Origin of the sequence: Marinobacter excellens LAMA 842 (assembly GCF_001574445.1) — a bacterium.
GTDB classification, from domain to species: Bacteria; Pseudomonadota; Gammaproteobacteria; order Pseudomonadales; family Oleiphilaceae; genus Marinobacter; species Marinobacter shengliensis.
The window spans coordinates 16053-33334 of sequence record NZ_LOCO01000029.1 but is presented as its reverse complement, the minus strand read 5'-3'; the positions used below and the strand labels follow the sequence as shown (position 1 = coordinate 33334).

Here is a 17282-nt window from a genome sequence, read left to right as displayed (position 1 = left end):
TTATTAGTAGTAGTCGGAGATCGATTTTCTTGCTTATGAGATGAAAGTGTTAGGTGATGTGACGCTGCTAGGCAAAGAAAAATTTTAGATCAGAGGTTGTTTTCGTATGCCCCATTTTGTGTAAACCGCTATCAATTAAGGACCGAACGATGCTTTGAGGATCGGCATCGATTTTTTGTTCTGAGCAGAGTTGTCTGATCAGAGCCTCATACGCCTTTTCCTGGCCTCCAAAAAGAACGTCGCGGTTGATAACATGTAACTGGTCCGGTTTACTCTCATTTATGATTGCGGTCTGTGTGTCGCGCAGCGCCAGCGCGATGGCTATTCGTGCAAGCACGTTCGGCGTAAGGCGTGTTTTGGTTTGCAAGAATTGCAGCCGATCCCAAGTCTGTTTGCTCAACTGAATGCGGGTGGGAAACATCTCAGCTTGCCTCCTTTTGGTGCCAAAAATAACCTTCACGGACGCGAGTGGCCCCGGCTTTTGAATCGTATTCGAGCTTATAGGCCCGGGATATGTCGGGTGCGAGATCAGAATAGAATGATTCATCCACCTCAGTGTCTGTAGAGAGCACAATCATCTGGTGGCTTGCGATAGGGAAATAGCCTTCTATCAGCTTGGTTCTGTGCTCGGAGTCTAGCCTCCCTAATGGAGTATCGACGATCATAGGCAACTGGCGTCCGGAGGTTTTTGCAAGTGCCTCAAGAACAGCAATTGCAAATATCTGTTTTTCACCAGCTGAAAGCTCGTCTTTCGCTATTGTCCGCCCGTTACCGGTCAATAGTTCTACGCGGAAGGTCTTGGGGTTGATCCGAATTTGTAGATCCATGTCCTCTTTCCGAGCAAGTTTGGCAAAGCACTCGGTGAACTGGACTTCAAGGTCTCGAACCTTGGCGGTCGCTGTCTGATCGACATAGTCCGCGAGCAAGCCATTGGCGTTGTTGACGTAGTCGATAACTCTCTTTTGGTCGCTCAGCTTCGCAGCAGTTTCGTAAAGTCGGTCAAGCCGGCGGGCTATTTCGACGGCTTCATTAGCTGCGTCTTTTCCTTTCGCCCGCGCTGACTCGATTTCAGCATCTAACCTGCCAAGTTTTTGCTGTAGCTGCTGCAAGTTTTCGAAATCAGAGGCAATCAAAGAATCGTCCGGAGCGCGGGCCAGAGATGCACCAATTTCATCGAGTTCCGCTTCGATGCACTCCAGAGCATCAAACAACTTAATCACGTCCTGCCGTTGTCTACTGGCGTCCTCGAATGCTGAGTATATTTTCCCTGCTTGAGAGGGCGTTAAGTCGTGAACCAAAGTCTGGGATTCGAGGTCTTGATGGGAGTTGCCCAGTTTATCCATCTCAGCGAGCACGATAGCCAAAGAATCGGGTGCCAGCTTTGAATCGAGAGCGTCTTCCAGGTGTGTTCGGTATTCGTTGTGGATTCTGTGTTCCTGCAAAAGCCCCTGAAGCTGGAGGTCTTGCTCAATCTGCTCTTTAGTTCTTCGGCAAAAGTCCTCTGCCAAGGCAATGGGTGCGGCGTCGGATATAAGGCCATTAATGTCGGATATTAAGTTATCTCGCTCGCTTTGGAGCTGACTCAACCTGGCTTCGAGCTGAGCCCGAGATGTGGAGAAATGCCCCCCCCGATCATCGATGTCTTTTTGGAGTCTGTTCGCGCGGTCTTGTAACTCAGCGCGCTGAGCGAGGATGGTTGAGATCTCTTGACGGACGATCTCAGCTTGCTTCCGGCAGTGCGTCAGTTTGGACTGTTCAGCATCGATTTGTGCCTGCATTTCCTGAGCTGACGATCGTTTAGCCAGGTTCCGGTTAAGAACAGTGAGATCGCCGGAGAGCCGTTCCACGACGTCGAGCCCGAGTAATTTCTTGATAGACTGTTCGAGGGCTATTCCTCCGGAATCATCAGCTAGTTGGGCGATTTTCTCACCATCAAAAAAGAATAAGTCGGATACACCTGCAGGTATCAGTTCATTCAGAAAATTCTGAGCTTGCTCGTAGCTCAGACCTTTAATAGGCGTATCATTCTCCAAGACAGTGAGTGTTTCCTTAACGCCTTTGCCCTTTCGTTCCCATTCACGCTTAACGTGGTACTGGCTTTCCGTTCCGAGCTTTGCGTAAGTGAATTTGAGCTCAACAGACGAAGAGTTGGCAGAGCGACCAGTCTCTCTTGAGTGATGGATAACGTCGAGCAGAAACTCATCATAGCGCTTTTGGGAAACTGCACTGCCCAGACACAAACGTCCGTAGAGCGCCAACCTTACGCCCAAAAGGATGCTTGTTTTACCCGCGCCATTTAAACCGCCAAAAAGAATGATGGGCCGTGTTTTGGCCGCACTCTTTTCGGGCGTGAGGTTGAAGGAGTTTTTCCCTTCGTAGACTCGAAAGTCGGTAAGCGTAAGCTCTTTAATAAGCATTAGTTCAAAAACTCTGAAAATTCGTCTTTCACTTCCTCAACGTACGATTTGCCTCGCTTACGAAAGGAATGGTTGCGCTCATTGATCGCGTCGAGATCCTCCCAATCTCTTTGGAGGATACTCTCCAGGCTGTTCAGTATGCCCCTTCGATTGCCTAGACCCGATACTTGAAGTTCTGCTTCCAGCATCTTGCGAACAAGCGCTGATGGAACGCCGTATTTTTCTGCGAGCCTCTCAAGTGTTTCTGAATCTGCTCGTGTAAATGCGCCAGCATCGTCCTCTACCCAATCAAGGTCCTCTCCATAGACCTCTCGATAAATCCGCGGCAGGGAGTCTTCCCAGTCCGGTTCATTTGGGTCGCGTAGCCATTCTCTTCTTATCATGTGCAACTCGGGGCGAGTAATCAGTTCGATAGACTCACCACTCTCGTTAATCCCCTTCTCAATAGTGAGCAATTCACGGAGGAACTCTTGGCGCTTGGACAGCCAATAGGGGCCCGGGATATGGCGTACTTCTCGCACACTATCATCACTGATGTCGCCCGAGTTGTAAGAGACCCTTCCTGTTCTTCGCCGAAAGTTGCGATACTCCTCAGAGTTTTCTGGTTGGCGGGACATGTATAGTTTGTTTCTGAACGCCAACAAAGGCTTCATCCAGTTGGCACCCGACTCGATAAGGCCATGCAGCGCTTTATCGTTAGTCACAACGGTGCACGTCCAGCACCCGAAACGGCTATTCCCACACGAGGGCGTACTTTTATCGATTACCAGCGGGCACTCGCCTTGGTTCGACCCTTTGTACAATTCGAGCAACTCTTGGTTTGATCCTCCCCATGGGCATGGGGCACTCATTAGGTACATCCACACTTCGTCTGCGGACCAGCTTTCGATGGGCATATACGTGTAGGCGTTTGGAAGAGAGCTGTGGCGGCTAAGGGCAGAACCATCGATTTTATGTTTCGCGATAACCTGGGCGCGAGACGCACTCTCTTGGCTGCGAGAGCCCAACACTACAACGGCCTCACCAAATTTGGCGACCTTATCGAGAATAAACTCACTCACAGGGTCTATCTTCATTCGTTCCGTGCACCAGCGGAACGTCTGATTTGGCGCAGGATAACCACGACCGAGCAAATTCACCCAAAAGGTTTGATCTGTCTTTGGCACAACACTGTGTGCACTGATAGGTAGGCCCTCTTTCGGCGCTGCCTCATTAATCAGCTTTATTACTCTCTTGATCATGTCGACCACGACAGGGGTCTCGACCAAGGTGTCAGACGAGACCACATAAACATGTTTGGTTCGCTTTTCGGCAGGAAGCTGCAATAGTGCCATGTAGATCAAGGAAAGAACGCAAGTAGAGTCTTTTCCTCCACTGAAGCCAATTATCCAGGGCCGGTCGTCAGAGCAATATATGTTCTGAATTTCGCGCACTAGGTCCACTAGAGGGCGATTGCCAAGAGAAAACTCCTGAATCATGGATAGATGATCCGGGAAAACGAACTGTTCCTGCGCAGTCATGGCTTAAGCGACTCCTCGTATTCCTGCTCGGAAGGGGTGAGAGGAACACTTAATTGCTGTTTGATGTAGTTGCCCGTGAGGACGACGCTACTGCGAGCCTTGCTAATGCGACCGTGATGCATTGCTCGACCTTCCCACTCATTGTTAGCTCGTGCCCAATCAATGTCTTGAAGACCTTGCAGTATCCGGCTCCACTGAGATTTTGGCTTGAACAAAAGGTCGGCGCCTATTTGGCCCATGGCCTGCAGCATGACGCCATGGGCATGAACGTATTGCTCACGGAGCTCGCAGGTCGCTACTTTCTTTTCCAGAGCGAGTTGCCAGTCTCTCATGTTAGCCGCGACTTCATTCCAGTATTCAATTGCCAACTGCTGCTCGTCCTCGCTAACTAGGTCACTCTTCCCTTTCATCAGCAGAGCCTTTGAGGCGTTCTTGATAGCCGACAGTGTAAAAAGTTTGCTGCTTCGGTTGGATATGCTGGACCTCTCCATTTCCGTCAGCCGGGAGAATACCTTCACCTCACGAGCAACAACTCGGGCGAGTTCGGATAAGTGATCCCGGTGGTCATAGAGCGTGCTGATAGAGTCGCTTGGCCGGACAGCGTGCTTGTTGAGATCCGCGAACATTTGCTGGCTGCGCTTCAGACCTTCGTCAATAAAGAACAACACAGGGACGTTGTCGTAACCGAGTTCTGGATTTTGTTCGATTGCCTGAACGATGGCTTCACGGCGGTGTTGGCCATCGTTAATCAGGATTTTTGCATCCATGGGGATCGACAGTAGCCCAAGATTTTGGGCGATACCTGTGTCGGTACTGGGTTCAAACGAGACCTGACCATCTACAGACGCTGTGATTCCCGAAAGCGTATAGTCCGTTGGGTTGTCGACCAAATAGCTGACAATGTCTGGTATTCGGGTTCGATTCAATACTCGTTGAGCTCTCAGTTCTGGAGGAACTTCCTGCCCATCGAAGATGAAAATTTTTGGTATTAGTCGTAACGGGCACATGGCCACGTAGCAAGGCCGTCCGGACTGAACGCCTCTCGCTGCCGGGAAGGTGTGGGAGAACTCGGCCATGAGGGGCTCCGAGAATGGAAGTTAAAAGTTGGAGTGGAAGTTAATTTACCTAAAATAAACTTCCGGGTCAACGCGTGGTAGGGCGATGTTTCAGATTGGGGAGTTATCTAAGTTCATGAAATCGTTGAGAGAGTAAGATCTTGGAATTAGTCGTTCGTTAGCAGAGCTTCGCTTCATCACCGTTACCTGCTTGGCCGGTGTCTCGCTGAAACTTACGTGAATTGGCCGGTCTTGGCCATAGAAATACATCCTATCGAATTCGAGGTTTTCCGCGATCCATTGACTGACCTCGAACATGTCCTCATCTTCGACGATAAAGTCCACTGCGGCGCCCCCGCGCATGCAGATGGGGTTGCCTAACCTGTTCAGTTCATGGGATGCGTGCTGATCTAGTTTCGGAGCGATCCTACGCCGTATATTTTTGCTCAGTTCTGACGAGCAAAAGCCATAAGTGAGCTTGATCATGCCGAAATAGTCCACGATAGGATCGATAAGATTATTGGCTAGGTCGAGGAGGGCGGTGTAAGTCTCTGGTTGGAGCGGGTGATTCTCGATTTTAAGCGACTTCTGCGTTTCGCCGCATTCAATCAGGTCGCGATATTTGAAGTATTGGCCGCAGGGATGATCGAGGCTCGGAATTTCGGTACTCCTTGTCAGGCTGTGTCCTTCTACTGCCCATCTCTTGTCGCGCAGCGCGTTCTGGAAATCTCTGTCAGGAGGGCCGAAGCCGCTAAAATCGCCAACTCCCAGTTGTTCAAGCGCTTCATCAAAACGCAATTGTTCGGCATAGTTTTCTTGATCCTCATGCATATACCTGCTCTTCAGGTAGAGGTTGGGAGGGGTAAACTCATCACCGTATTGGTAAACGTCGATCCGCTGATTTCTCAAATTAATCTTGGTGCGAACGAGCATTTTCGGAATGGCCTTTCCGAAGAAGTCGTCGTAATTCATGAGGGAAAGCTTCCCGGAACGGATGTGGATTTTGACTAGATCGGCAGAACCTGGGTCTCCGAATAGGCTAGATGCACATGTGATGTAAATTCGGAGGACTGGGGGCAATCTTGGTATTAACTCAGTGTGTAGTTGAAGTGAGTGTTCGTCATGCAGCCACCCCAAGCCCTGCTCAGAGGCTTCGATACAAGCAGACAGTATTGCGCTCTTATCCAATACTCGAACGAGATGATCTTCTCCGATTGTTTGGGCATTCGCTAGGGTCCCAAAAAAATGTCTGACATCTTCCTTGAGCTTGTTAGGCATAGGGCGTGGGGGTGAGCTCCGGAAGAATCGTAGTTCGGCAAACTGAACAATCAGATCGTCCTTGCGAGCCTGCTCAGCCCTCGCTAATGCTACCGCTCCCTCCTCATTCTTGATGGTCTCAAGAATTCTCAATGCGGCAGGGTAGGAGCCCAGAAATCTCCGAATGTCATGGAGGTTTTCGATCTCGCTTGGCCTGGGTTTTCTGCCAAAATCTAGCCAAGTGCTCCACAACTTTTCTAAAATATCCTTGTTGTTTTCATACTTCCGTAGACTAGCCGGTGCCCGGCGCTCAGGTTCCTGGCTGCTGAGCGGTCTCTTCGCTCGAAGTGGTCGAGGGCGGCTTCGTTTAACGCTTTTTCTAGCCAGGAAGTCAGCCTTAGCTGCATCCGTCTTGAAAGCGTAAAAAATCCCCGGGGCTATCGGAACAGGCTCTGTTCTGAGTACTGATTCAATGTAAATTGCCAGTTCGCCTTGTGAAAAATACTTTTGGAAAGTGTTTCGTGAGGTGCGCACACCATCCCTGAAAGGCAGACCACCCCGAGCATTTGCGTTCTCCAGCATCGCAGATACGACCAAGATTTCTGACGCAAGTTCATAAGCGTTGGTCAGGACGAGGTGACGTTCCTCCGGCACTTCAATAACATTGATGACAAACCCTAGGTTGACGATGTCTGCTGTTTTCTTTTCTGCACTGGGAGAATAATAAGGATCCCATCCAGCTACGTTTATATTGCTATCTTTTAGGAGCTGAACATCGTTGCCCTTGCCGCACCCGTAGTCAAAGACTGACCTCGTCTGATCAAGATAGCCATATCGCGCAAGGCTTTGCATAGGTGCCGATAGTTGCGTTCGAGTGAGGGCAGTTAAATGTCGGTGAATTTCTGACCCGCTTTCGATGGCTGACAGGTTCTCTGTAGTTTCATTGGCTATAGGCACCAGGGCGTGCTCGGAAACCTCATAGCCTTTTAGCTTCAAGAGACGGTTCCAGTCCTGTAGAAAGCCTATTCTGGTCGTATCGTCGAATAAACCGATACTCTCAGCCTCTTTGGTCAGCTCCAAAAACCGTTGAAAATCTGGGTGAGAGGATGGCAGCAGAAGTTCTTTGCGGTGAAGGATGGGGGGATTATTCGATTCTGAATAAACTCTGTATCGGCACTGCCCTGTATCGAGGTTAACTTTCCATGATTGTTCGAGAGTCGGGAAAGCTTCCTCAAAAAAAGTTGGATAATTCAGGAAAGATATTTCGGCAGCACTTTCTCGGATTTTAATGACATTGTACTGGGCTTCTGGAGTAATCCTGGCCTCGGCTTTGCGCACAGCGCTACGGCTTTCGTCGTCAAGTTCAGAAAGCGCGGAGGTATGTAGATACCTGTAACCAGCGATCTTCTTGCCAATAAACTTGTTAGATTTTTCCACGGGGACTGAACCGGAATGTGTCGACTCCTTCTCTATGAGTCGCCTAGCGTGCACTGAGAGATTGTTTGTACGATGTTTGCGGATTTTGCTCGTCTGTTCAAGAGGCCATGGTAACGAGATAGGTTCCAGGGGCGGCGGGAAACTGTGCCCAAACCCTCTAGAAGGGCAAGTATGGCAAAGGTCGCGAAAAAGGTCGGAAGCTAATCTGTGAAAAAATGCCGGGCACTGTCAGGGCACCATTTGGGCACAAGCCAAAAAAAAGGACCTGCGCTTTCACGCAAGTCCTTGATATTCATGGCGCGCCCGAGAGGATTCGAACCTCTGACCTCTGCCTCCGGAGGGCAGCGCTCTATCCAGCTGAGCTACGGGCGCATTCGAAACTGCGGATTGCTCGTCAATTTCGAGTGCGCAATCTTACGTGCGCCGGGGGCGTCTGTCCAGCCCCTTGCGGCAACTCTGTTTTCATACCTTTGGCAGTTTCTGTTCCGGGGTGATGCTGACCAGATCGGTGTCATTGCTGAAGGTGACTTCGCCGTCCTGCATCGACACCTGGAAGGTCATGGAGCGTTCCACCAGGCGGGCCAGCGCTGCGGTGTTTTCGGCGGGAAGGTCGACGATGGTCAGGTTGCCAAATCGTTCCAGCTTGTTATGGTGTTTCTCCCACCACACCGGCACGGCGCGGCCGCCATAGGTATACAGAATGACCTGCTGGGACCGGTTGCAGGCTTTGCGAACCCGGTCTTCGTCTGGCAGGCCCAGCTCTACCCAGAGTTCGATGTCGTCGGTCAGGGATTTCTGCCACAGCTCCGGTTCGTCATCGGTGCTCAGGCCTTTGGTAAACTCCAGCGTATCTGTGGAGTTCAGGGCAAAGGCCAGCAGCCGGATCATCATTCGCTCGTCGGTTTCTGACGGGTGGCGGGCGATGGTCAGGTGGTGGTCGGCGTAGTAATGCCGGTCCATATCCGCGATATGGAGTGTGGCTTTGAAGATAGTGGCTTTCAGTGCCATTGAGCGTCCTGTGTTTTGGGTGGCAGGGCAATAGTGTAGAGCAATTTTGACTTGGCAGGGCATAGCGGCATGGTGGTGTTGCGGGGTTTTCTGGTTCTGGTGGTGTTTTTTCTGCTGGGTGAAGCGGTGCGTGTACTGGTGGGGCTGCCCATCAGCGGTGGTGTTCTGGGTATGGTGATGGCAACCTTTACCCTGATGCTTCGCGGGCGGGTAACCGACGAGCTGGCGGCAGCCAGCCAGGGGCTGATATCGGTTCTGGTGTTACTGATCACACCCGGTGTTGTTGGTGTGTTTTTTATTGCGGATCAGTTTGCCGGACACTGGACAGCCGTGGTGGTGGCGTTGGTTTTAGGCACCTTGCTGAGTGTATTCACCACGTTGCTGTTGATGAAGAAACTGACGACCGAGCAAGCCCGAGGTGATCAACATGACTGATCAACCGGGCGGATTCAACGCTTTGCTGGCGGCATGGACGGCTGGCCCCATGTTGTCCATCGGTCTGACCCTGGGCGCCTTTATCGTGGCCCAGTGGCTGTTTGCCAGGCTGCGGCGCCCGTTGTGGTTGCCGCCGGTGATGATTGCAGCGCTGTTGCTGGCGGCGGTGGTGGCCGCCAGTGGCCTGGGCTTTGAACGTTACGAGGCGGGTGCGCGTTGGCTAACGGTGCTGCTGGGGCCGGCAACGGTTGCGCTTGGTGTTCCCCTGTATCAACAGATGCATCACATCCGGGCGCTGTGGCGGCCGATTATGGTGACGCTGCCCCTGGCCGCAAGCCTGGCGGCGTTCTATGCCCTGGCTATTGCCTGGTTGATGGGAGCGGCGCCCATGGTTCTGGCATCGCTGGCGCCCAAGTCGGTTACCGCACCCATTGCCATGGGTATCACTGAGGAGTTGGGCGGGTCGGTGTCGCTCACACTGGGCGGGCTGCTGATCACCGGTGTGCTGGCATCACTGTTCGTGGACTGGTGCGCCCGCTGGCTTCGGATTACCGACGACCGCATCATCGGTTTTGCCCTTGGCCTCAATGGTCACGCCATTGGCACGGCCCGTGCGTTTGAGATCAGTCATACTGCCGGCGCCTTTGCTTCTCTGGGGATGGGGCTGACGGGCGTATTCACGGCGTTGTTCCTGCCGCTGGCCTTCTGGATGATCTGATACATTTATTAGCAAAAAGTTAAGTACAAATGGTTGCAATTCTCGTTTGTAATGACAATAATTATCACTAACGTTTTTCAGTTGGTGAGTGTCTCCTATGTATGTATGCTTGTGTGTCGGGGTAACAGACAGAGAAATCCGCGAAGCGGCAGATAACGGTATCAGCTCCATGCGTCAGTTGGGCAAAGAGTTGGGTGTTGGTCGCCAGTGTGGTCGTTGCGCCTGTACGGCCCGGGAAATCCTGAAAGAAGCACGTTCTCCTGACTACCTGACCCTTGCCAACATGCTGGCCCAGCCCGCCTGACACTGGCGGGCGCCAGACTCCTCATCTCGGGGCGCGAAACCCTCTTAAAAATGCCACAGACATTTTTTATCGGCTACAAACCGGCTATCCTGACTAGCTGACAACTCAGCAAATCAAAGGACTCCGGCTATGAAAGGCGATAAAAAGGTCATTCAGTTCCTGAATAAAGTGCTCGCCAACGAGCTGACGGCGATCAACCAGTACTTTCTGCACTCGCGCATGTACAAGGACTGGGGTATTACCAAGCTGGCGGCCAAGGAATATGAAGAATCCATCGATGAAATGAAACACGCCGATCAGCTGATCGAGCGCATTCTGTTCCTCGAAGGCCTGCCCAACCTGCAAGACCTGAATAAGCTGCTGATCGGCGAAAACGTCCAGGAAATGATCGAGTGCGATCTGAAACTCGAGCACATTGCCCACACCGATCTGAAAGAAGCCATCCTCTATTGCGAGCAGGTGCAGGACTTTACCAGCCGTGAACTGTTCCGCAGCATCCTCGATAGCGAAGAAGAGCACATCGACTGGCTGGAAACCCAACTGGAAATGATTTCGCAGATGGGTATCCAGAATTACATTCAGCTTCAATCTTCTGCAGCGGAGTAAGCACTGACAATGGACCTGTCCTGTTTCAAGGCCTACGACCTTCGCGGTCGGGTGCCGGACCAGCTTAACCCCACGCTGGCTGAAAAGATTGGCCGGGCCTACGTGGCCATTACCGGCGCAAAAAAAGTCATCGTGGGTTACGACATCCGGCTCTCGAGCCCGGAAATCACAGAAGCCTTGAGCTCCGGCCTGATGGCCGCCGGCGCGGATGTATATGACATTGGCCTTTGTGGCACCGAGCAGGTGTATTTTGCTACCAGCCACTACGGCATGGACGGCGGCATCATGGTGACTGCCAGCCATAACCCGAAAGACCACAACGGCATGAAAATGGTTGGCCCCGAATCACGGCCGATCAGCTCCGACAACGGCCTGAACGACATTCGGGACCGGGTTCTGGAGCCCTTCGCCAACGCCCCGGAACAGGGCCGTTACGAGACACTGGAAGTGATGAGTGCCTATGTAGACCACCTGCTGGGCTACATCGATGCGGGCAGCCTCAAGCCCATGACCATCGTCTGCAACGCGGGTAACGGTGGTGCAGGGCTGGTGATTGACGAACTGGAACAGCACCTGCCATTCGAGTTCGTGAAAGTGCACCACCAGCCGGATGGCCACTTCCCCAACGGCGTACCCAACCCGATCCTGCCGGAGAACCGCACCGCCACCGCAGATGCCGTGATCGAACACGGTGCAGCCATGGGCATCGCCTGGGACGGCGACTACGACCGCTGCTTCTTCTTCGACGAAAACGGCCGGTTCATTGAAGGCTACTATGTAGTGGGCTTGCTGGCCGACCAGTTCCTGCGCAAGACCGGCGGTGGCAAAGTTATCCACGACCCCCGCCTCACCTGGAACACCCTGGACCTGGTCAAAGCCGCCGGCGGCAAAGCGATTGAAAGCAAAACCGGCCACGCCTTCATCAAGCAGAGAATGCGCGACGAAGACGCCGTCTACGGCGGCGAAATGAGCGCCCACCACTACTTCCGTGACTTCGCCTACTGCGACAGCGGCATGATCCCCTGGCTACTGATCGCCGAACGCCTGTGCCAGTCCGGCCAGACCCTGTCGTCTTTGATCGACGCCAGAATCGAAGCCTACCCGGCCAGCGGCGAAATCAACCGCACCATCAACGATCCCCCCAAGGTCATCGCCGCCATCGAAGCCAAATACTCCGTGGGAGCCAAGAGCGTCAGCTTCGTAGACGGCCTGAGCGTCGAATTCGACAACTGGCGCTTCAACCTCCGGATGTCCAACACCGAACCGGTGGTTCGCCTGAACGTGGAATCCAGGGCAGACAAAGCGTTGATGGAGGCGAAAACGGAAGAGTTACTGCAGGAAATGGACAGACTGAACAAGAATTAAGACTGTGAGTTGAAACCACGGATGGGCTTCGGGACCGGGGTAAGGGGGAGGGTTTCCAAAACTATCAGGAAAGCCACGGTTTCCGTTTTGGAAGCCCTCCCCCTTACCCCGGTCTTGAACTATATTTACTACAGCCAGTTATTCAGCATAATACCCACCCCAAAGCGCTCAATACGCTCATTATAATCAATCAAACTCTCCCCATACCCGTTGTAGTACTGGAAAAAGCCCTTCAACGTATCCCCCATCGGGAAACTGTACCCGAACTCCACCGACGTCCGATTGGTAGAACGCATATTATTCAAAAGTTTCAGTGAGAACGTACGGTCCTCTGTCAGCTTATAGACGGCATGGTAACTGCCGTGCCCAAGATACTTCTCAATATCCGAGTTGTCGTCATCGCGGCTGCTCTCCGGCAGTCGAAACCAGGGGTTCACCATGAACAGCCAGCGGTCGTAGCTGTATGCCGCTGTGCCGGTAATCCGGTTCCAGCTGCGTGACCGGGGTTCTGATTGACCGTTGGACTGATGATTGAAGCCCAGTGACACTGCACTCAGGTTGCCCGGCCCCAGATCCCAGTTCAGCCGGTGCCGGAAAAATATCTCGGGCTCGTAGTTGGTCTCCCGGAAGGGAGCGGACTCTTTGGTGTTGTACACCTGCCAATAGGACTGCTGGGTGTAGCCGAACCAGAGGGTTGTGCGATCATCAAAGATGCCGGTCAGCAGGGGAATCTTGAAACTGATCTGGTATTTCGCTTCCTCCTCCTCCAGACCGTAGTCATACCCCCCGGTACCCAGCCGCGGGCTGACCGGCCTCGGGTTGGGGTCGTCGACATAGGTGATCGGGAGTATGTAGTTGGGGCGGTGAGTTACAAAGCTTCCAGTGAATGCGAAAATGGCTTTCTCTGCAGTCAGATAATTATCAACCAAAGCTGCCATCACGCCGGCATCCGGATCATCCCCCAGGGCATCGCCAACCATTTCCTCGCGGCTGGTGTCATCCGCGACCAACGCAGCCGCTTCCTCATCGGCTTGCTCCAGCGCGTCTTCGTCTGCTGATTCTCTGGCGGTATTCGGATCATTCTGGGCGTCGTAGCAGGCAAGTCGCTGAATGCCATCGCGGATCAACGCACAGTTAACGGTTTCGTTCTGTTCTTCGGGCACAGCCTGAGCCGCCAAAGTGGCGCTGGCGGCCGAGAGTATCAAGGCAAGTGCCCCGGCTGAAAAACCGTAATGATATCCTTTCATCGCGTCCTCTCAATTGGTGGCGGTCAGGCTGAGCCAGGTATTGGCAATGCTGTAAACCCAGACGCCGAGCAGGCTCAGTGCCAGCAGGAGAAAAATCAGTTTGTGCCGGGTGTTGTCCTCGTTGTTGGCAGACGCCACCCAGCGCAGATACATCAGGCCGATGAAGCTCAGGAAAACACCCAGGCTGGCCACCGCCGGAACAAGTAGCCAGGCGGCGCTCACCGGATTCTCAACGGTGGACTGGTTGCCGAACCAGGCCATCGAAGCCAACAAAATCGCCAGGCTCGAAAACTCGACGATCAACAGCGGTTTGCGCAGGCGGTGGGGGGTGTTGTCAGACATGCGACTCCCTGTTCTGGCCAGAATAATGTTAAACCACACGGTTAGCAGGTATGGTAACCGGAATTAGCTTCAGTTCCGTTATAGCCTACGAAACTGTCACTAAAATGGTTGAAATCAAATTCTGTTTCTGGCCTTTGGTTTTTTTGCGGGGGCTCAATCGCTATAATGCTGCCACCGAAAGATTATAACGCTCAAATGCGAGGTGCATTGTGAAGATGAAGAGAGTCCTGGCTGTTGTTGCTCTGGGTTTTGGCCTGGCCGCTGGTGCCGCACTGGCAAGTGTTGAAGATGAGATCCGTGACCGTATCAAGCCGGTAGGCCAGGTGTGTCTGCAGGGTGAAGACTGCGGTGATGCGGCGGCAGCTCCGGCTGAATCGGCCAGCTCCGGTCCTCGCTCCGGTAGCGAAGTCTACGATGCCGCTTGTATGGCATGCCACACCACAGGTGCTGCCGGTGCTCCGGTAATTGGTAACGCCGATCAGTGGGGCCCTCGCATCGAGAAAGGCATGGACACCCTGATTGACCACGCCATCAATGGCTTTAACGCCATGCCGGCAAAAGGTGGTTGTGCCAGCTGCTCTGACGAAGAAATTGTTGCGTCCATCGAGTTCATCATCGAGCAGAGCCAGTAATTTGGCTTGAGAACCTCGGTATGAATAAAACAGCCCCTTTAAGGGGCTGTTTTATTTTCTAAGGGTTAGTGATGATCTTCCTTGGGTAGCGGTTTCCTGGTTAGCAGTCCCCGGATCTCAGACTGTGCGCCCGAAACTGTACGAACAGGAATTCGCCAGAGCCCCTCTCCGTGTTCAACGCCCAGGCGTGGATCCATCCAGCCAAAACTCGGCGTCGCAGATACCTTGACCCAAGAGCGGCCGTTGGTGCTGCTGTTGACCATGCCTGGCCTTGCCTGGCTCAGGTCCGGCCAGTCTGCGCTCGAACGGTTTGCCATCACACCTTCCGGGCTGAATCTCAGCAACCCCTGGCCTTGTGTGTCCTCTACGGTAAGAACATGGCTCCCACGGTAGGACACCAGGATGCCCGGTTGTGGAGCATCCAGAATGACCGCAGACAGCCCGGGGATCGCCGCAGGCTGGCTGATACTGGCCTGAATGATGTGCTCCGGCGCGTTGTCCACTTCAACGGCGCCGTGCGCCAGCACGGCAGCGGGCAAACACGTGGCGAGCAGCGCAACCGCCGTACTTATGGGCGATGTCCGTGTTTTTTTTGTCATCTGCATGGTCGTCTCCTCAGCCGGATATGCCAGGCAACAGCTCAAACATGTCCTGGCCCAGCTGCGCCATGGTGGCATCGCCCTGGCACTGGAGCGCTTCGTTTACCACCGCAATCGGTGCAGAAACCGAGGGTACCCGCCCTTCCGGCGTGGATTTGCTGACGAACAACATATACTGCCCCGCAGGCACAACGCTCTGTTTCCCGGGCATTTCCAGTTGCAGGTTGCGGCCGTTGCGAGCCTTGACTGGCAGCTCAATCGCCCGCTGATCGCCATCAATCAGGTGAGTCATCACCGTTCTCCGGATCAGCAACACCTTGTCGATGTCCTGGGCCTGGTCCACCTGAATGGTAAAGCTATCGCCAACACTGAGCTGCTCCGGTGCAGACAGAATGGTCGGCCGATCATTACGCATGGCGTAGGGCGGTGTGTAGATCTCGAAGCTTGGGTCCCGGCCATCGTTCGGGGCAAGCCCGAAGTCTTCCAGGCTGATGTGAGACAAATACGCTGTGTTGATCGGAGCGTGCCCGCCAATCATGACCCGGCCATCGGCCATCAACACGGCGGTGTTGTGATAGGTGCGTGGGCGATGGCCGCTGGCCATTTCGGTCCAGGTTTCGGTGTCCGGATCAAATCGCTCAGCGGTCATGATGGCGCCTTCAAGCCCCGGCAAGACGACGCCGTCTCGGGTGCCACCACTGAATACCATCACGCTGCCGTCGGGCATCACCACATTGGTTCCATACCAGCGCGGCTGGTTCAGGGCGCCAGTCAGCCGTGATTCATAGCCAATCTGATCGCCATTGGTTTCAATCCGATCGATTCGGCTCTGATCGGTAGGCAGGTAGCCGCCGGGGCTGGTCAGCAGTGCATAGCTGGGCACGCCACCGGCTGTGAGCAGTTCAACGTCGTTGTACTCGCCGTTCTCGTTCGGCCTTAACGGTAGCATGGTTGAGGAGGTGGAGCCCCGCATACCACCGCCTATGGCTTTGACCAGCGTGTCGGTTGTCAGGAGCGAATCGTCCGGGCTGGTCAGTAGATCCGTGACGGAGCTGATCAGTCCATCCGTGCTGGATAACAGGTCTTCGGTAAACAACCGGAGCTGCTCTTCGGTCAGGTTGGTCAGATTGAGCGTGCTGGCAAGTTGCCCCAAACCGACTTCGTCCAGCCGCAACGGCAGGCCGGCATAGCCAATGTCATTCCAACGCTGGCTGGCAGGGTCAAAGGTGGCGACAATGTTCCAGAGTGCCTGGTCATAACCCTGGCCAAAGGGATTGAAGGCCTGGCCACCGGCGTTGTAGAGCACGTGGCCGTTAGGTAGCAGGTGCAAGCGCGGGTACAGAGGCAGAGAACGATCAGCGGTGCTGGGATTTTGGCTCCACACGCCGGTGCAGGGGTTGAAGGTTTCCGTTTGCACCACGTTGCGGCCGGAGTTGATGGGCTCCTCGGGATAAACCGGCTTAAGCAGTTTGGTGACGCCGCTGGCAACAAAGATTTTGCTGTCTGGCAGCGTGACCATGGAGGGATACCAGCGGCCGAAGTTCATGTCTCCCGTTTGTCGCCAGGTATTGGTGGTCGGATCAAAGATCCGGGAATTCTTGATGCCTTCCAGCTCAGCTACCCCCAGGGGTAAGCCATCAATGCCCGGCTCGGAATAATAGTCGGTGCCGCCGACGGCCATGACACTGCCATCCGCGAGCCCGATCACGTCAGAGCAGAACAGGGCACCATCGTTCCGGTTGGTGTTGTCGGCGGTGTCCAGCAAACCGTCCAGTGGCGTTCCGCCAAGCAACGTCTCACTGTCGTTGCCGTCCGGGTTGGCACCACCGCGTAGCGGGGAGGGTTTCAGCCAGTCGGGGCGATCGTCGTTGCCCAGTGACAGCACCCGTGTCTGGTCGTTTACCGATACCTCGCCGAACTCTGCAACAATGGACAACTCAACGTTTTCGGTTCCCTCCAGCGCATTCAGGTAAAGAAGGCGGTCGTCCGGAAGCAGCGCCATGGTGCCGGCGGCCGGCTTACATTCCTGCAGACCGTCTTCGATGGTGATGCACTTTTCGTCGGTTTCGACCACTTCACCATCCACCACGATGGTGGGTTCGGCGAACGGTGCGCTGAACACGCCGATGGGTGAGTAATTCTCCGGGATGGCGGGCAGAGGCCTGGGCGACGGTTGAGCCGCGTCCGCGACTGCTGGCGCTTCGGTGCGTGTGTCGGCGGTATTGCCCGATTCAGCGCCGTCACCGCCGCAGCCTGAAAGATAGGCGGCGCCCAACAAAATGGGGACACCCCTGTAAAAACCGATTCTTGTTCTATTCATCGTATGCTCCCTTGTTTTGT

16 protein-coding genes and 1 tRNA gene are annotated in these 17282 nt (G+C 54.0%); 6 read left to right on the top strand and 11 right to left on the bottom strand.

Going from position 1 to position 17282, the window contains the following annotated elements; translation table 11 throughout:
* Window positions 1-67: 67 nt before the first annotated feature.
* From J122_RS17880 to J122_RS17850, 7 genes are all read right to left on the bottom strand, one after another.
* Window positions 68-421, bottom strand: a complete 354-nt coding sequence (locus tag J122_RS17880; RefSeq protein ID WP_061333479.1) for a DndE family protein — start codon at window positions 419-421, stop codon at window positions 68-70.
* Between the two features lies 1 nt (window position 422).
* Entirely contained in the window at window positions 423-2417 is a 1995-nt protein-coding gene (gene dndD, locus J122_RS17875) for a DNA sulfur modification protein DndD (RefSeq protein WP_061333478.1), read from the bottom strand.
* Entirely contained in the window at window positions 2417-3937 is a 1521-nt protein-coding gene (gene dndC, locus J122_RS17870; protein ID WP_061333477.1) for a DNA phosphorothioation system sulfurtransferase DndC, read from the bottom strand. The genes dndD and dndC overlap by 1 nt, the downstream gene beginning before the upstream one ends.
* On the bottom strand, window positions 3934-5013 hold the full coding sequence (gene dndB / locus J122_RS17865; RefSeq protein WP_036134109.1) for a DNA sulfur modification protein DndB: 1080 nt from the start codon (window positions 5011-5013) through the stop codon (window positions 3934-3936). Before dndB ends, dndC begins: the two co-directional genes overlap by 4 nt.
* A gap of 90 nt (window positions 5014-5103) precedes the next feature.
* Window positions 5104-7686, bottom strand: coding sequence for a DNA phosphorothioation-associated putative methyltransferase (locus tag J122_RS17860; protein WP_061333476.1), 2583 nt, complete (start codon window positions 7684-7686; stop codon window positions 5104-5106).
* Window positions 7687-7981: 295 nt separating this feature from the next.
* Window positions 7982-8058 (bottom strand) — tRNA-Arg (locus J122_RS17855).
* Between the two features lie 90 nt (window positions 8059-8148).
* Window positions 8149-8694, bottom strand: a complete 546-nt coding sequence (locus J122_RS17850; RefSeq protein ID WP_061333475.1) for a YaeQ family protein — start codon at window positions 8692-8694, stop codon at window positions 8149-8151.
* Window positions 8695-8763: 69 nt separating this feature from the next.
* On the opposite strand from J122_RS17850, the gene J122_RS17845 reads away from it, so the two are divergent.
* From J122_RS17845 to J122_RS17825, 5 genes are all read left to right on the top strand, one after another.
* Window positions 8764-9129 (top strand): CidA/LrgA family protein, encoded by a 366-nt coding sequence (locus J122_RS17845; protein ID WP_061333474.1) that lies wholly within the window; start codon window positions 8764-8766, stop codon window positions 9127-9129.
* Window positions 9122-9847, top strand: coding sequence for an LrgB family protein (locus J122_RS17840; protein ID WP_061333473.1), 726 nt, complete (start codon window positions 9122-9124; stop codon window positions 9845-9847). Before J122_RS17845 ends, J122_RS17840 begins: the two co-directional genes overlap by 8 nt.
* A gap of 97 nt (window positions 9848-9944) precedes the next feature.
* Window positions 9945-10151, top strand: coding sequence for a bacterioferritin-associated ferredoxin (locus J122_RS17835; RefSeq protein WP_061333472.1), 207 nt, complete (start codon window positions 9945-9947; stop codon window positions 10149-10151).
* A gap of 129 nt (window positions 10152-10280) precedes the next feature.
* Entirely contained in the window at window positions 10281-10757 is a 477-nt protein-coding gene (bfr, locus tag J122_RS17830; RefSeq protein WP_061333471.1) for a bacterioferritin, read from the top strand.
* A 9-nt stretch (window positions 10758-10766) separates the two neighbouring features.
* Window positions 10767-12122 (top strand): phosphomannomutase/phosphoglucomutase, encoded by a 1356-nt coding sequence (locus J122_RS17825; RefSeq protein ID WP_061333470.1) that lies wholly within the window; start codon window positions 10767-10769, stop codon window positions 12120-12122.
* A gap of 128 nt (window positions 12123-12250) precedes the next feature.
* Here J122_RS17825 and J122_RS17820 read toward each other — a convergent pair whose 3' ends face one another.
* Both J122_RS17820 and J122_RS17815 read right to left on the bottom strand, forming a co-directional pair.
* Window positions 12251-13369 carry a phospholipase A gene (locus J122_RS17820; protein WP_061333469.1) on the bottom strand — a complete coding sequence of 373 codons (1119 nt, stop codon included), beginning with the start codon at window positions 13367-13369 and terminating at the stop codon, window positions 12251-12253.
* Between the two features lie 9 nt (window positions 13370-13378).
* A complete protein-coding gene (locus tag J122_RS17815; protein ID WP_061333468.1) occupies window positions 13379-13711 on the bottom strand; it encodes a hypothetical protein in 333 nt (110 codons plus the stop codon).
* Between the two features lie 215 nt (window positions 13712-13926).
* Here J122_RS17815 and J122_RS17810 point away from each other — a divergent pair, with 215 nt between their 5' ends.
* Complete coding sequence (locus tag J122_RS17810) at window positions 13927-14343, top strand: c-type cytochrome (RefSeq protein WP_061333467.1); 417 nt, start codon at window positions 13927-13929, stop codon at window positions 14341-14343.
* Window positions 14344-14408: 65 nt separating this feature from the next.
* Here the strand turns inward: J122_RS17810 and J122_RS17805 are convergent, their stop codons facing one another.
* Window positions 14409-14948 carry a hypothetical protein gene (locus J122_RS17805; protein WP_061333466.1) on the bottom strand — a complete coding sequence of 180 codons (540 nt, stop codon included), beginning with the start codon at window positions 14946-14948 and terminating at the stop codon, window positions 14409-14411.
* A gap of 10 nt (window positions 14949-14958) precedes the next feature.
* A complete protein-coding gene (locus J122_RS17800) occupies window positions 14959-17262 on the bottom strand; it encodes a galactose oxidase-like domain-containing protein (protein WP_082780636.1) in 2304 nt (767 codons plus the stop codon).
* Window positions 17263-17282: the final 20 nt, after the last annotated feature.

What these genes read in the sequence shown, in the direction of transcription:
- J122_RS17880 (WP_061333479.1), bottom strand. Translation starts at nt 421, where the DNA reads ATGTTTCCCACCCGCATTCAGTTGAGCAAACAGACTTGGGATCGGCTG.
- dndD (WP_061333478.1), bottom strand. Translation starts at nt 2,417, where the DNA reads ATGCTTATTAAAGAGCTTACGCTTACCGACTTTCGAGTCTACGAAGGG.
- dndC (WP_061333477.1), bottom strand. Translation starts at nt 3,937, where the DNA reads ATGACTGCGCAGGAACAGTTCGTTTTCCCGGATCATCTATCCATGATT.
- dndB (WP_036134109.1), bottom strand. Translation starts at nt 5,013, where the DNA reads ATGGCCGAGTTCTCCCACACCTTCCCGGCAGCGAGAGGCGTTCAGTCC.
- J122_RS17850 (WP_061333475.1), bottom strand. Translation starts at nt 8,694, where the DNA reads ATGGCACTGAAAGCCACTATCTTCAAAGCCACACTCCATATCGCGGAT.
- J122_RS17845 (WP_061333474.1), top strand. Translation starts at nt 8,764, where the DNA reads ATGGTGGTGTTGCGGGGTTTTCTGGTTCTGGTGGTGTTTTTTCTGCTG.
- J122_RS17840 (WP_061333473.1), top strand. Translation starts at nt 9,122, where the DNA reads ATGACTGATCAACCGGGCGGATTCAACGCTTTGCTGGCGGCATGGACG.
- J122_RS17835 (WP_061333472.1), top strand. Translation starts at nt 9,945, where the DNA reads ATGTATGTATGCTTGTGTGTCGGGGTAACAGACAGAGAAATCCGCGAA.
- bfr (WP_061333471.1), top strand. Translation starts at nt 10,281, where the DNA reads ATGAAAGGCGATAAAAAGGTCATTCAGTTCCTGAATAAAGTGCTCGCC.
- J122_RS17825 (WP_061333470.1), top strand. Translation starts at nt 10,767, where the DNA reads ATGGACCTGTCCTGTTTCAAGGCCTACGACCTTCGCGGTCGGGTGCCG.
- J122_RS17820 (WP_061333469.1), bottom strand. Translation starts at nt 13,369, where the DNA reads ATGAAAGGATATCATTACGGTTTTTCAGCCGGGGCACTTGCCTTGATA.
- J122_RS17815 (WP_061333468.1), bottom strand. Translation starts at nt 13,711, where the DNA reads ATGTCTGACAACACCCCCCACCGCCTGCGCAAACCGCTGTTGATCGTC.
- J122_RS17810 (WP_061333467.1), top strand. Translation starts at nt 13,927, where the DNA reads ATGAAGAGAGTCCTGGCTGTTGTTGCTCTGGGTTTTGGCCTGGCCGCT.
- J122_RS17805 (WP_061333466.1), bottom strand. Translation starts at nt 14,948, where the DNA reads ATGCAGATGACAAAAAAAACACGGACATCGCCCATAAGTACGGCGGTT.
- J122_RS17800 (WP_082780636.1), bottom strand. Translation starts at nt 17,262, where the DNA reads ATGAATAGAACAAGAATCGGTTTTTACAGGGGTGTCCCCATTTTGTTG.